The sequence below is a fragment of the Corallococcus sp. AB038B genome (assembly GCF_003668955.1).
GTDB classification, from domain to species: Bacteria; Myxococcota; Myxococcia; order Myxococcales; family Myxococcaceae; genus Corallococcus; species Corallococcus exiguus.
Map to the genome: position 1 here is coordinate 164,458 of NZ_RAWO01000008.1, position 13,207 is coordinate 177,664.

10 protein-coding genes are annotated in these 13,207 nt (G+C 66.4%); 5 read left to right on the plus strand and 5 right to left on the minus strand.

The genetic code is table 11. The annotated features are described in order from the left end of the window. Nucleotides 1-184: 184 nt before the first annotated feature. Nucleotides 185-1,894 carry a DUF262 domain-containing protein gene (locus D7Y04_RS27950; RefSeq protein ID WP_121761242.1) on the plus strand — a complete coding sequence of 570 codons (1,710 nt, stop codon included), beginning with the start codon at nt 185-187 and terminating at the stop codon, nt 1,892-1,894. A gap of 726 nt (nt 1,895-2,620) precedes the next feature. On the opposite strand, the gene D7Y04_RS27955 is transcribed toward D7Y04_RS27950, so the two are convergent. After that, entirely contained in the window at nt 2,621-4,405 is a 1,785-nt protein-coding gene (locus tag D7Y04_RS27955) for a lipopolysaccharide assembly protein LapB (protein WP_121761243.1), read from the minus strand. 148 nt (nt 4,406-4,553) lie between these two features. Here D7Y04_RS27955 and D7Y04_RS44130 point away from each other — a divergent pair, with 148 nt between their 5' ends. After that, complete coding sequence (locus tag D7Y04_RS44130; protein ID WP_147477203.1) at nt 4,554-5,117, plus strand: hypothetical protein; 564 nt, start codon at nt 4,554-4,556, stop codon at nt 5,115-5,117. A 187-nt stretch (nt 5,118-5,304) separates the two neighbouring features. Here the strand turns inward: D7Y04_RS44130 and D7Y04_RS27965 are convergent, their stop codons facing one another. Then, the gene (locus D7Y04_RS27965) at nt 5,305-5,640 is read right to left on the minus strand and encodes a hypothetical protein (RefSeq protein WP_121761245.1); all 336 of its coding nucleotides are present in this window, start codon (nt 5,638-5,640) and stop codon (nt 5,305-5,307) included. A 358-nt stretch (nt 5,641-5,998) separates the two neighbouring features. Between D7Y04_RS27965 and D7Y04_RS27970 the strand changes: the two genes are divergently transcribed. Further along, a complete protein-coding gene (locus D7Y04_RS27970) occupies nt 5,999-6,487 on the plus strand; it encodes a hypothetical protein (protein WP_147454845.1) in 489 nt (162 codons plus the stop codon). A 60-nt stretch (nt 6,488-6,547) separates the two neighbouring features. Here D7Y04_RS27970 and D7Y04_RS27975 read toward each other — a convergent pair whose 3' ends face one another. Together D7Y04_RS27975 and D7Y04_RS27980 are read right to left on the minus strand one after the other, a co-directional pair. Further along, nucleotides 6,548-7,132, minus strand: coding sequence for a DUF2238 domain-containing protein (locus D7Y04_RS27975; protein ID WP_120599727.1), 585 nt, complete (start codon nt 7,130-7,132; stop codon nt 6,548-6,550). Nucleotides 7,133-7,221: 89 nt separating this feature from the next. Beyond that, on the minus strand, nt 7,222-7,662 hold the full coding sequence (locus D7Y04_RS27980; protein ID WP_121761246.1) for a hypothetical protein: 441 nt from the start codon (nt 7,660-7,662) through the stop codon (nt 7,222-7,224). 179 nt (nt 7,663-7,841) lie between these two features. Here D7Y04_RS27980 and hrpA point away from each other — a divergent pair, with 179 nt between their 5' ends. Then, the gene (gene hrpA, locus D7Y04_RS27985) at nt 7,842-11,552 is read left to right on the plus strand and encodes an ATP-dependent RNA helicase HrpA (protein WP_121761247.1); all 3,711 of its coding nucleotides are present in this window, start codon (nt 7,842-7,844) and stop codon (nt 11,550-11,552) included. 97 nt (nt 11,553-11,649) lie between these two features. Further along, nucleotides 11,650-12,495 (plus strand): DUF1963 domain-containing protein, encoded by an 846-nt coding sequence (locus D7Y04_RS27990; RefSeq protein ID WP_121761248.1) that lies wholly within the window; start codon nt 11,650-11,652, stop codon nt 12,493-12,495. An 80-nt stretch (nt 12,496-12,575) separates the two neighbouring features. Here the strand turns inward: D7Y04_RS27990 and D7Y04_RS27995 are convergent, their stop codons facing one another. Next, complete coding sequence (locus tag D7Y04_RS27995; protein WP_120595587.1) at nt 12,576-12,953, minus strand: spore germination protein GerW family protein; 378 nt, start codon at nt 12,951-12,953, stop codon at nt 12,576-12,578. Nucleotides 12,954-13,207 lie beyond the last annotated feature (254 nt).

A 13,207-nucleotide genomic window follows, 5' to 3' on the forward strand; every position in this document is an offset into this window, starting at 1 on the left:
ACGGGTGCCGCGAGCCGTGCGGCCCTCACTTGAGGGAACCGGGTCCTGGGCCGGTTGGACTCAGGCGAAGGAACCGGGGTCGCCCTGCGCAACCCCCGGCGCTCTATGATGAACTGCGGACGCTGGTCACGGACCTGCGCAAGCATCCGTGGAAGATCCAGGACCCGATCCCCCTACAAACACTATGACGACTGAAACCATCAAAGGCACCGAAGCCCTACTGCACAAGGTCTTCAGCGACGACTTCGCGTTTGAAATCCCGGAGTACCAGCGACCGTACGCCTGGAAGCAACAGCAGGCGGACGAACTGCTCCTGGACCTCATCGGAGCGCTCGGGACCACGGAAACCTCGGAGATCGGACAAGCCACCCCTTATTTCCTGGGCAGCATCGTTCTGATTGAAAAGGAGAAGGCCAAGTTCGAGGTCGTCGATGGTCAGCAGCGACTGACCACCCTCACGATCCTTCTCTCCGCGCTTCGGCACATCATCACCGCACCAAAGATCCAGGCATCCATCTCTCGCTTCCTGATGCAGGAAGGCGACGAGGTGCTCAGCACGTTGGACCGGCCCAGACTCAAGCTCCGGCAGCAGGACGCCCCCTTCTTCAAGAAGTACATCCAGGACAAGGGCGGTTTCGCCGAGCTGCTGAAGCTCCAGACCAAGCCCGCGACCGAAGCACAGGAAAACATCAGGGCCAATGCCCAGCACCTTGCCGACGCGCTGTCCAAGCGCACAGAGCAGGACTGCCAGCGGCTCGTCGCGTACATCGCCCAGCGCTGCTTCCTTGTCATCGTCTCCACGTCGAATCTCGACTCGGCGTTCCGCATCTTCTCCGTGCTCAACGACCGGGGACTCGACCTCGCAGTGTCGGACATCATCAAGGCGGAACTCCTGGGGCGGTTGCACTCCAGCGACTCAAGCCACACGGGCGAGTATCAGCACCGTTGGGAAGCGCTCGAGAACGACCTGGGGCGGGATCGCTTCCAGACGCTCTTCAACCACATCCGGATGATCCATTCCCGGAAGAAGCTCAAGGGCACCGTGCTCGCGGAGTTCCGTGAGTTCGTCCTCAAGGGCAAGACGGACGTGGGCGCGTTCCTGGATCAGTCATTCTTTCCGTATGGACAGGCGTTCGAAACGATCCTCCAGGAGAACTACCAGGGGATGGATGAGGTCGCGGCACGGAAGGTCAATGCCGCGCTCAAGTGGTTCTCCTACATCGACAACACGGACTGGCTACCGCCCGCCATCCTCTATTTGAAGAAACACTCCAACAGCCCGGCGCTGCTCGTGGAGTTCTTCCAGGACCTGGAGAGACTCTCGGCGTTCTTCATGTTCGTCCGGCCGACGATCAATGTCCGCCTGGAGCGCTACGCCCAGGTGCTGGAAGCCATCGACCTGAACGCGAACCTCCGAGAGGACGGCAGCCCCCTCCAGCTCACGCAGGAAGAACGGGAGGAGGCCATGCAGGTCATCGAGGGTGACGTCTACAATGCCTATCCCACCGTCCGGCGCCTCATCCTGCTGCGGCTCGACAGCGAGATCTCGGCGGGTGGCGCCACCTACGAGCTCGACCGGCTCTCCGTCGAGCACGTGGTCCCCCAGACGGTCAAGCCCGGGAGTGAGTGGGAAAAGCACTTCCCGGACTCGGAGGCCCGACAGCAGATGCTCCACCGGCTGGGGAACCTGGTCCTCCTCACCCGGAGGAAGAACAGCCAAGCGTCGAACTACGACTTCGCCATCAAGAAGGCCAAGTACTTCTCGACGGCGGAAGGCGTCACGAACTTCGCCCTGACCAACATGGTCCTGAAGGAAGACAGTTGGACTTCCACCCACTTCCAGGCCCGCCAAACGGACCTCTCCCAGCGCCTGAAAGCCATCTGGCGACTGTAGGCCCCCGAAGGCTGGAGCCCGCCGCGCTCGGATAGGCGTCAATCCATGGGCCCAGGTGCGTCCAGGGTACGCGCTTCATGTGTCCAAAGCCCAGGTCCCCTCTTCCCAGCGCTTCAGGGCTTCAGTAGCAGCGAAGGAGGCCATGTCCTGCCCACTCGTGGCCATACGTAAGACGGCCTTGGCCTCCTCCGTTCGGTGACGGAGGAGAAGGGCTGCGGCTTTGACTCGGACATCCATGCTCGAGTGGGTGAAGCGGTGGAGCGAGGGGCAAACGCATCGACGATCTTTTCGAGCTTCCCTTCCAACCTGCCCAGGCAATACACAATTCATCCATTGTCGGCAGGTGCAAAATTACGCATCGGGCGAAGAGAAGGCCTGTTGAGGGTGGGGGCTGGAGCAGAGGTGCCGAGGAGGGACGCTGGCGGGTGCCGCGAGCTGTGCGCCAGGCCGGTGGAGAAGCCGTGCAGCCCTCATGGGACACACGCCCGCTCAGGCCGCACTCCCCTCTGGGGCGCAGTTCGTCACCGCGCTCCTGGTCGCGAAGGATCGTGGATACCGCCTGGCCAAGACGGCAATTTCGGATGCGCTCAACCACATCAGCAGGGAGAGCGCTCCGGCAGGCGGCCAAGGTGAGCCTCTACACGCCCGTGACGGGCGTAGCGGACAGTGAAGAGCCCCCCGGCCTGCGGATGGCGGTCGCTGCCCCACGCCCAGGCGCGCCGCGCCTCAGCGCAGTTCCTGGGCGAACTGCTCACGATAGCGCCCCTGGAGCGTCTTCAGCGCCTCCGCCATCCCCACGGCGCGGTACTGCTCCGCCAGGAGTTGCCACGCTTGCTTGTGCAAGGGCTCCAGCGCCACGACACGCTCCAGGTGGGTACGCGCCTCCTCTCGGGGACCCGACTCGGAGGCCAACCATCCCAGGATGAAGTGCGCCTGCACCGCATCCTCGTACGCGGCCACGGCCTGCCGACACGCCGCTTTCGCAGGCCCCGTCCTGCCAGCGCGCAGGTGGCCTTCGCAGTCCAACACGTGCAGCACCGCCGCGCGCGGGAACTCCCGCCTCAGCCAGGTGAGTCGTGCCTGCACCTTCGTCGCCGTCCCCTTATCGAGGGAGTCCTCGACGTCCTTCGCCGCGCGGATGAACTCGCCCTCCCGCTCCACCGCGACACCGCTCACGGAGGCATCCACTGGCAGCGCCTTCCAGCGTCGAGCCTGCCGAGCCCAGGTCCGCAGTTGCTCGGTCCGAGAGTCATTGCCCGCCTTCTGGGTGGCCTGCTCCGCCCACGTGACCGAGGAGGTCTCCTTGAAGAAGGCCGCGAGATCTCCCCAGACTTCCGGCGGTGTTCCAGGGTTCGCTTCCATCCGTTGCCGCGCCCGCACGAGCTGGCCTTGCGCCTCCAGGTGCTGCCCCTGTTGGAGGGCCAGGGACGCAAGGAAGAACAAGGGGGCGGGCTCGGAGGGGAACTTCTCGGCGACGGCCTCGCACTTCTCCCGGGTCGCCGGCAGCTTGGGGGCGACCCGCGTGTCCAGGTAGCAGGCCACCCTTTGGACGAAGAAGTCCTCCGGGTAGCGTCGCGCGAGGGGCTCCATCTGCTGGGCGGCGACCTCCACGCGTCCCGCCTTCTCGAGCGCGAGGATTTCGTCGAGCCGGCGCCGGTCCTCCGGAGGCAGGGGGGCCTGGGGCTGGTGAACGACCAGCGGCGCCTTGCCCTCGCGGACCTTCGCGAGCCATTCGACGACAGCCTCCTTCTCCGGGCCCTCCCAGTCCGGCGAGGACGTCGAGGCCAGCAGTGCACCCAGCTCGGTCGCCCAGGCCCGTGCGGCAGCGTCATCGCGACGACCCGCCGAGGCATGGCGAAGGCTGGTTTTGAGCAACGCCAGGGTCTGCGGTGTGAAGGCCGACTGACTCGGTGCGTAGCTCGGGAACATCATCCAGTGCGAGTTGCGCACGTGGAATGCCCCCAGCGTGTGCGCCCACTCGTGGAGGAAGATGGACGTCTCCTTATGCATCTTCCGCTCCTCGTAGAGCGTCTGCCGCTCGTCCTGGGGCAGGTGGATCAGCCCCTCCATGATGGCGCGGACCTCCTCCGCGTTTCCCATCTCACGCAGCACGCAGTGGCGCCCGAACAGCCGGGCCATGCCCAACTCATGCTGCGCGGAGGAGAAGAGCTTGAGCGCGGAGACGAAGCCGACCACCAGGTCCACGTCCTCGCCCGGATCCCTCAGCTCCAGCGCGGTCAGTGAACCCTCCAACTCGCCCTCGACACCTCGATGCGCCCACTCGCGCGTCGACTCAAGCTCGAAGACAACGCCCAGCTGCCCCTGCATCACCGAGCTCGCGCGCTGCAACTGGGACACGACGCTGCTTCGCCAGCGCACCACCTGCTCCCGATAGTCCGAGTCCGCGTAGACCCGGACCCGAATCTTCCGGACCGGCCCCGTCGAGGGCTGCGACGAGGACTCCAACTTCGCTGGAGCGAGGGTTCGCGCCTGTTCCCGTGCGTAGTCCACGGGTCGCTTCACACACGACACGCCGAGGACACAGCCCCACACTGCCAGCAGGGCGACACGCGCCGCCAATCCCATGACACGACCTGTGCTCATGTCATGATGATAGCGTGAGCTGTGTTGCTGAACGAGGGTTTACAGAGGGTACCTGATGAAGAAGAGGCTGATGTCTCTGGGCGCCGTGTTCACGCTTTCCTTTGCAGCTCCCTCTTTCTCTTCTGAGCCGCCCCCGAAGAGCACACGCCCCGACAGCCTCTGCGTTCTGCCGTCGGTGCCCGCGAGCGAGGCGAAGAAGTCACCGAATACCAGATATCCCCTGGGCGGAATCAAGGCCCCCGCCGTGTCGTGCCACGACAACAAGGGGAAGCATGCGGCCGGGTATCACTTCAAGCTCTACGTCGGCAAAGGCACTGACTGGCCCGACGCCGTCGCCAGACTCGACTACCTACACAAGCCAGAGGAACTCACGGCAGCGTGCTGGAACGCCTGCATTGAGCAAAAGAAGTCGTGTTCCAGTGGGTTCGCGAAAGCCAATGCTGACCGCCAAAAGCTCTGCGAGAGTCAATTACAGACATGCAAGAGCGTTAACGACGTCAAAAAGAGTCCAGCGGACATCAATAGTATTTCGAAGAAGTACTGCAAGACGGCCGCCCCGCCGTTCCCCCAGGTGTCACCTGTGCAGAAGGAACCTCCTGATGACGGTGGCTATTTCTAGTCGGACCGCCTGCCTCGACTGCATCATCGACGCATACGCATAGGGTGAATTGAAGGCCTGTTGAGGGTGGGGGCGGGTGCACTGGACCGCCACCTCGCCCCGCCGCCTCCACGGCATGGCCCGTGAGACCACCCTTGGCCCCAGGGCCTTGTGATGCAGGCCCGCAGCGCTTCTGCAACCCCAGGGGTCAGCCTTGATACTCCGGAAGGACCTCCGCGAGCCGGGCGGCCCCCAGAGACAGGGCCAGCAGTCCGCCGACGACGAGGCCCACGCGGCGGGACCTGCCAATCCCCCGCAGCCTCAACGCAATGACGAGAGACAGCGCCGCCAGGCAGCTCGCGACCCCGGCCAGCCAGACCACCACGAACACCGCGTCGGCGCTCACCTGGGCTCGCAAATCGGGTGCTTCCGCCCAGTCATAGGGATGGATGGGAAGCAAGTGACTGACGCTCCCCAGGCACGAGGAGGCCATCAGCGAGAGCAGTGCCGCGAGGACCCGCCCCGGAGCGGCCGGACGGCTCATTGCGCCAGGTCCGTGCGCCCTGACCGGCGTGTTCCGGGAAGTCTCATCGGAGGGTGACATGGCAGCGGGCTCCTCGGATGCCACGAGCGCGGCGCCCCCAACATACCCCTCCAGCGAGGCCAAGAACGGAGCAAGACGCGATGCGGCGACACCTCGAACCGACGCAAGCCTTCACCCGGGGGAGGGCTCTTCTTGATTATTCGTTAAATTCGGAATAACTTGAAAAAGCCTGCCCTGACGTACCGGCAGGCATTGGGCTGGGGAGGAACAACGCGCCCCAGGTGAACCTGTCATCACATGAAGGGGGAATGAATCAATGAAGCGATTTTTCGAGGGGGCGTCTTCAGCAGTGGTGTCCTTGGCCGCGGTCACGATGCTCGCTGGCTGCGGCGCCGCGCCAGAAGAAGAGGGAGCGGAGTTCGACGTGGAGGTGGCGGAGTCGTCGCTCTCCTTCACGGGCGTGCCCATCTACGATGCGGGGACGCGCTGTACCGTCGGTGGCAGCACCATGCACTGCTGCCCTACCGGCTACGCCATGATTGGCGCCCACCTCGGCAGTGACGTCTTCAAGTGCGCCAGGCTTTCTTCCACGAGCGGCTCCCGCTTCCTGGATGTGGGCACCACGCGCAACGGGATGCATGCCTGTCCCTACGGCAGCGTCATGGTCGGCCTGCACGTCGGCAATAACCACCTGGCCTGCCAGTCTCCCGGAACGAGCGTCGTCTTCGAGACTGTCGATGGCAGCCCCGGAACGAGCGACACCTATCCCATGCACGTATGCCTGGCCGGCGGGTACGCGATGAGCGGCATCAACGCCGGCAGCAACCTGTTCACCTGCGCCCGGTAGCACCGGGCACCGCGAGGACCGCTCGACGCGGAGCGGTCCTCGGCGGAATGGCGCCCTTCGCTAAAGGCGAGAGAGCGCCTTGTCATGCGCTCTGGACAGCAGGATCAGCGCCGCGCTCGCGCCGATGCCGGCCATGCCCATGTCTTTTTGCGTGTCCCAGACGTCGCCTTGCGTGCCGAGGAATTCATCCGCGCCCTGACCGAGCATGACGGCGGCGCCCCATTCGATCAGTTCGTATACCGCGCTGATGCCAAGACAGGAAAAGACAATCACGACCGCCATCCACTTGCCCGGCTTCAGATCCGACGTGCGAATCAGAAGCTCGCGCATGACAATGGCGGGGATGAATCCTTGCGCGAAATGGCCAATCTTGTCGTAATTGTTGCGTCCTTCGCCCAGCCATTCAAAGCCCGGCACGCGCGCGTACGTATAATGCCCGCCGACCATGAGGATGATCATGTGCACGGCGATCAAAACATAGAGCAGCGTCGTCAGTGGGAATTTCTTGTATGTGGCAAATAAAAGCGGCAAGGCGATGAGAGCGGGCGCGACCTCCATCCACCATGTGCTGCGTTCATAGGGTGCGATGGCGGACCATGCGAAAACGGCGATAACGATAGCAAGACAGGCAATGGGCGTTCTCATCAGCCAAGGCTAGCGCAGGCGCACAGTCGCGTGAAAACCGGTTTTCACGCTCTTGAGCGAGTCGAGAATCCGCTTGCTGATCCCCGGCCTTATGCGGCGGGCCCGACGAGCGTGAACGGATCGGGGACGACGACGCGGATCGCTGCGGCCAGCTTGAGCTCAAGCCGCGACCGCTCGGTGTCCTCCATCCACCGCAAGGCGGAGTGCAGCCTCTGGTAGAGATGAATGAAGTAGAACGGTGACCGACCATTGAAGTTCATGCCGGGGAGGCGGCGACTCATCGTGTGAGCCTCGTCCCGCATGGGCTCGAAGAACGACATCTCGGTCGCCAGCTCGATGCACTTCTCTACTTCGCGTCGGGGATGCACTGCGGCGAGCAGGAACAGCATCGCTACCGGATCGTCGCTCGCCAGCCAGGCGGCCGTGACCGTCATGCGATCGCAGCCCAGGTCCTGTGGCACTGACCAGTCGCGGGCGCTACGGCCGGACACCTCGTTCATCAGATCAGTGAGCGTGCGCCGTGTCGTCATGCGACGATGATACGGCCCGGCGCGCGTTGAGTGCATCCTTCCGCCGTGCGCCACTCCCACGGCTCGCATGCAGGTGCGGACTGGCCTGCAGGGAGAATTCCCCAGGAACGCCCGCCGAGCAGGCTCCCACACGATTCCTCAGGGGCGGAGCGCGCGCTTCAGTGCTAGTCCATACCACCATGTCCGGCGACTCATCCGTTCCCTCCCCCGGCGGCCTGCCCACCCTGCGCTTTCCCCCCGAGCTCCCCATCTCGAGCCGGGTGGAGGACATCACCGCGGCCATCTCCGCCCATCAGGTGGTCATTGTCGCGGGGGCCACCGGCTCAGGGAAGACGACGCAGCTGCCGAAGATCCTGCTCGCCATGGGGCGCGGCCGCCCGCGCCAGATTGGCGTCACCCAGCCCCGGCGTATCGCCGCGACGAGCGTGGCGGCGCGCGTGGCTCGCGAGCTCGGCACGGAGCTGGGTACGGACGTCGGCTACCAGATTCGCTTCGAGGACCGCTCGACCCGGCGGACGGCCGTGAAGTTCATGACCGACGGCGTCCTGCTCGCGCAGATCCACAGCGACCCGCTGCTGAGCCGCTACGACACCATCGTGCTCGACGAGGCCCACGAGCGCAGCCTCACCATCGACTTCCTGCTCGGGTGGCTCAGGCGCATCCTCCCCAGACGCCCCGACCTCAAGGTGGTGGTGAGCTCGGCCACCATCGAGACCGAGCGCTTCTCACAGTTCTTCGGGGGCGCTCCCGTCATCCAGGTGGAGGGCCGTACCTTTCCGGTGGACGTGCTGTACGAGCCGCCCCCCGAGGACGACGAGCTCGCCGACTCCGTCGCCGATTCGGTGGCGAACGTGCTCTCGCTCGACCCGGACGGGGACGTGCTCGTGTTCCTCCCTGGCGAGCGGGAGATCCGCGAGGCCGAGAATGCCCTGAACGCGCGCGAGCTCCGCGGCACGGTGGTGCAGCCCCTGTATTCGCGCCTGTCGGCCTCCGAGCAGTCGCGCGTCTTCGCCACCATCCCCCAGCGACGGGTCATCCTCGCCACCAACGTCGCGGAGACGTCGATCACCATCCCGGGCATCGTGTACGTCGTGGACACGGGGGTGGCGCGCCTGTCGCGCTACGACCCACGCTCGGGCACCACGCGCCTGCAAATCGAGCCGGTCTCCCAGGCCAGCGCCGACCAGCGCAAGGGGCGCTGCGGACGCGTGCGCGAGGGCATCTGCGTGCGCCTCTATGACGAGGTGAGCTTCACCACGCGGCCCGCCTTCACCGACCCGGAGATCAAACGCACCGGGCTCGCGGGGGTCATCCTGCGGATGAAGTCCCTCGGCCTCGGTGACGTCGAGGACTTCCCCTTCCTCGACCCGCCCCAGCCGAGGGCCATCGCCGAGGGCTGGCGGGTGCTCGAGGAGCTCGGGGCCATCGAGGGCAAGGAGCGCACCTTGACGCCGCTCGGGCACCAGCTCGCGCGCTTCCCGGTGGACCCGCGCATCGCGCGGATGATTCTCGCCGGCGCCGAGTACGGGTGCGTGGACGAGGTGCTCATCGTCGCCGCGGCGCTCAACCTGCAGGACCCGCGCGAGCGGCCACGGGAGCTGGCGCAGAAGGCGGACGAGTTGCACCGGCGCTTCCGTGACGAGCACTCGGACTTCACGGGGCTGCTCAAGCTGTGGGCGTTCGTGCGCGAGGCCGAGGAGCGCGGGACGTCCCATCTGCGGCGCGTGTGCCGGGACAACTTCCTGTCCTTCCTGCGGGTGCGCGAATGGCGAGACGTTCAGCGCCAGCTCGAGGAGACCGTCCGCGAGCTGCGCCTGCCTCGCAAGGGCCGCGGCGCACCGGCGCGCGGGGACGTCCTGCACCAGGCGCTCCTCACCGGGCTCCTGTCCCGCATCGGCCAGTGGAATCCGGAGCAGCGCCACTACACGGGCGCGAAGCAGACACGCTTCATGGTTCATCCCTCGTCGGCGCTCTCGAAAAAGCCCCCTGCCTGGGCGATGGCGTTCGAACTCGTGGAGACGACCCAGCTGTTCGCGCGCACGGTGGCGAAGCTCGAACCGGAGTGGCTCGCGTCGGCGGCCCCCCACCTGCTCAAGCGCAGCTACTCCGAACCGCACTGGTCGGAGAAGTCCGCGCGCGCCATCGTGAAGGAGAACGCGACCCTCTTCGGGCTTCAGGTCTTCAAGGAGCGCCCCGTGTCCCTGTCCAGCATGGACCCCGCCCGGGCACGGCTGATGTTCCTCGAGCATGCCCTGGTGCGCGGCGAGTACCGCACCCGGGGGGCGTTCCAGGAGGAGAACCAACAGGTGCTCGAGCACGTGGCGCGACTGCGGGACAAGGCCCGGCGCAGCGAGCTGTTAGACAGCGAGGCGCTGCTGACGTTCTTCGACCAGCGCGTCCCGGCGGACGTGACGGACGGAGCGGGCTTCGAGGACTGGCGCCGCAAGGCCGAGGCGGCCGACCCCGACGTGCTCATCCTCACGATGGAGGATGCCCTCTCGCACGACCCGGGCCTGTCCCCGGCGCACTACCCGGACTCCATCACCCTGCACGGCGCGTCCGTACCGGTGACGTACACCTTCGACCCCTCGGCCGATGATGACGGCATCACCCTGAGCGTGCCGCTGCTGCTGCTCGCCCAGCTGGTCCCCGGTGAGCTCGACTGGACCATCCCCGGGTGGCAGCGGGAGAAGCTCACCGCCCTGCTCGAGCAGGTCCCCCGCGCCCAGCGCAAGCAGTTGGGACCGGTGCCGGAATTGGTCGACCGTCTCCAGAAGGAGCTGGTGCCCTTCCGCGGGCCGATGATTCCTGCGCTCGCGCGTGCGGTGTCCCGGCTGTGCGGCGCGGACGTGCCCGAGGAGTCCTTCCGGGCAGATGCGGTGGTGCCGTACCTGCGCATCACGCTCCGGGTGCTCGACGAGCGGGGAAAGGAGCTCGCGAAAAGCCGCGACGCCGACGCGCTGCTCGAGAAGTACGGGGGACATGCACGGGCGGCGCTGCGCAGCGCGGCACCGACTTCGGACTGGGAGCGCAAGGGGCTGACAGCCTGGACCTTCGGCGAGCTGCCCCCCTTTGTTACCCGGCGAGTCAGCGGGCTCGATGTCCGCAGTTATCCCGCGCTCGTCGACCGGGGCGCTGCCGTGGACCTGGTGCTGCTCGAGACCTCCCCCGCCGCCGAAGCGGCCACGCGCACGGGGGTCCGCCGGCTCCTGATGCTCGCCGCGCGCGGACACGTGGCCGTCAGCGCCGCGCGCATGCCGCTTCCCTTCCCGTCCCTGGACGGCGCGCCGCCCGCGAAGGGCCAGGCCGACGCCTTCCGGGCGCTTGTCCTCGCACGCAGCGTCGACGATGCGTTCAAGCTCGCACCGGGTGCGCCGCTGCCCCGGACGAAGGCGGCCTTCGAGGCGCTGGTCCATGAGGGCTCTCCGCGCATCGAGCAGACGGCCCGGGACTGGACGAACGTCGTCGTTGCCACCTCCGCGGAGCTCGCTGAGACGCTCGCCGCACTCAAGGCAGCCTCCAAGGGGCAGAGCGGCGCGGCGGCCGTGCGGGACATCCGCTCGCAGCTCGGGCAGCTGTTCCCCGCGAAGCTCATCGAGTGGATTCCCTTCGCGCGCCTGCTGAACTACCCGCGCTACCTCCGCGCGGCCCAGGCACGGCTGTCGCGTGCGGTGGCGAACCCCAGCAAGGACGCAGGGAAGGCCGCGCCCTTCACCCCTCTGTGGGACACCTTCCTCGCCAGGAGCGCCACCGTGCGTGACCAGGAGGCAGCGCAGGAGCTGCGGTGGGCCTTCGAGGAGCTCCGCGTGGCCATCTTCGCTCCAGAGGTGACGACGCCCGTGTCGGTGACGGTGGCGAAGGTCGGCGCGGCCCTCGCGGCGCTGCGCTAGAAGCGAGTGGCTGTCCGTCCGCGACTCACGGTTGGGGCTGGATGCAATTGCCCGCGCGCCTTCGCTCCGTCTGCCCGGCAGGCTACGTTCACCGCCCATGTCCAAGGCCCGGAGCGACAAAATCGATGCCCTCAGCGCGGACGAGGTCGGTCGATGGCTACGTCCGTTGATTCGCCAGCGCACGATGCTGGTGCCGGGAGCTTCCTCCCGCGACGACTCGCTGCTTGCCACGCGCTTCGGTGGCGTGCCCACGGGGCGCGGTGGCGAACGGTGGCCCATCTGTGACCGCGGCCATCTCCTGAGCTTCGTTGCGCAGGTGAACCATGGACGAGACGCTCGGCACTCGCCCACGCTCGGCATCGCCTTCTTCACGTTCTTCTACTGCTGGGACTGCGGCCCGCTGCACCCCAAAAAGCCGCGGGACGGAATCAAGGAGCGGGAAGGATTTCGGGTGATGGCGTACCCGTCGCTCTCGCCTTCCCAGGCATGCGAACTCCGACTGGAGCCGGATGCCTCTAAAGGCTACCACTGGCAAGAGTTCGAGCCTCGATTCGTGACCCCACGACTCGAACAATCGCTCCCTGATGACGTTGGGTTCGAGGTGCACTGTCCCCCGCTCTGGGACCGAGTCCCCGGAAACTCCGGTGCTCGGCAGGCGTGGGAGAACTGGCACGTGGTGGCTCGAGTCGCCAGTGAGCTAACCCACGCCCGCGAGAAACCCCACTCACGCAACAGAGGGGTCGTGCTCGGCGGATATCCCAATTGGGTGAACGGCCCAGACCAGACACCACGATGCACCGTTTGTGGGGAGCTGATGGAGCTGCTGCTGCAGCTCTCTCCCTCTGATGTGACGGATGCCAGTTGGGGCGATGTGTGGACTGCCTATCTCTTCATGTGCCGAACACACCTGAAGGAAGTCGCGCTTCGATTCCAGGGCACGTGACCCGACTCCCGCTCGCTTGTTCCTGACGGTTTGGGAGAGCTGTTGGTAGGCGGCGTCCGGCCAGCGATGTGATGTCCTCTCTAGGCAGCGAAAACGTGACGGTCATGGCCACGCTGCCGCGTGAGCGAGTGGACGAGCAGGGCGATGCCAGCCAGCACCTGCAGGCCGAGGATGATGCGCGTGGGCTCCACGACGGGCAGCCACGACACCCTGTCTCCGCGGATGACGAAGGCGCCGGCCGGACGCGCGCTCAGCCCAAAGCCTGTGCCCTCCCCATGTCCCATGCCCTCCCTTGAGTTGGCCTCAGGTACCGGGCCCTCGCCCCCACCGCCGCCTCCACCGCCCCTCACGCGCGCGACGGGAATCACGGTGACCTCCCCCTGCTGGATGGGTTGGCCGAAGACGCTGCGCGCGGAGATGCTGTCGCGGGTCCGGTCGATGAGGTCGATGATGTCCATGGCGGATTCCCCTTCGAATGCTCCCGCCAGAGATAGGCACGGTGGGAGCGCGCGCCATCACACCAAGGCACCAGCCCGGGGCCCGGCTCGCCGCTGAGACGCGCCCCCCATGCGCGTCGAGCGTCCGCAAGAAGGCCCCCGATGCCACCAACGTCCGGGCGCCCTGTCGCGGGCGAGAACCGGGCCGGCATATCGTCCGGGTTGAAAGTCCTTGCGCAGTGGAGGGCTTCTTCCGAAGCCTGGCGCCCTTCCGG

Coding starts and splice junctions, on each gene's coding strand:
- D7Y04_RS27950 (WP_121761242.1), top strand. CDS start 185: ATGACGACTGAAACCATCAAAGGCACCGAAGCCCTACTGCACAAGGTC.
- D7Y04_RS27965 (WP_121761245.1), bottom strand. CDS start 5,640: ATGAGCCGTCCGGCCGCTCCGGGGCGGGTCCTCGCGGCACTGCTCTCG.
- D7Y04_RS27980 (WP_121761246.1), bottom strand. CDS start 7,662: ATGACGACACGGCGCACGCTCACTGATCTGATGAACGAGGTGTCCGGC.
- D7Y04_RS27995 (WP_120595587.1), bottom strand. CDS start 12,953: ATGGACATCATCGACCTCATCGACCGGACCCGCGACAGCATCTCCGCG.
- D7Y04_RS27975 (WP_120599727.1), bottom strand. CDS start 7,132: ATGAGAACGCCCATTGCCTGTCTTGCTATCGTTATCGCCGTTTTCGCA.
- hrpA (WP_121761247.1), top strand. CDS start 7,842: ATGTCCGGCGACTCATCCGTTCCCTCCCCCGGCGGCCTGCCCACCCTG.
- D7Y04_RS44130 (WP_147477203.1), top strand. CDS start 4,554: ATGAAGAAGAGGCTGATGTCTCTGGGCGCCGTGTTCACGCTTTCCTTT.
- D7Y04_RS27990 (WP_121761248.1), top strand. CDS start 11,650: ATGTCCAAGGCCCGGAGCGACAAAATCGATGCCCTCAGCGCGGACGAG.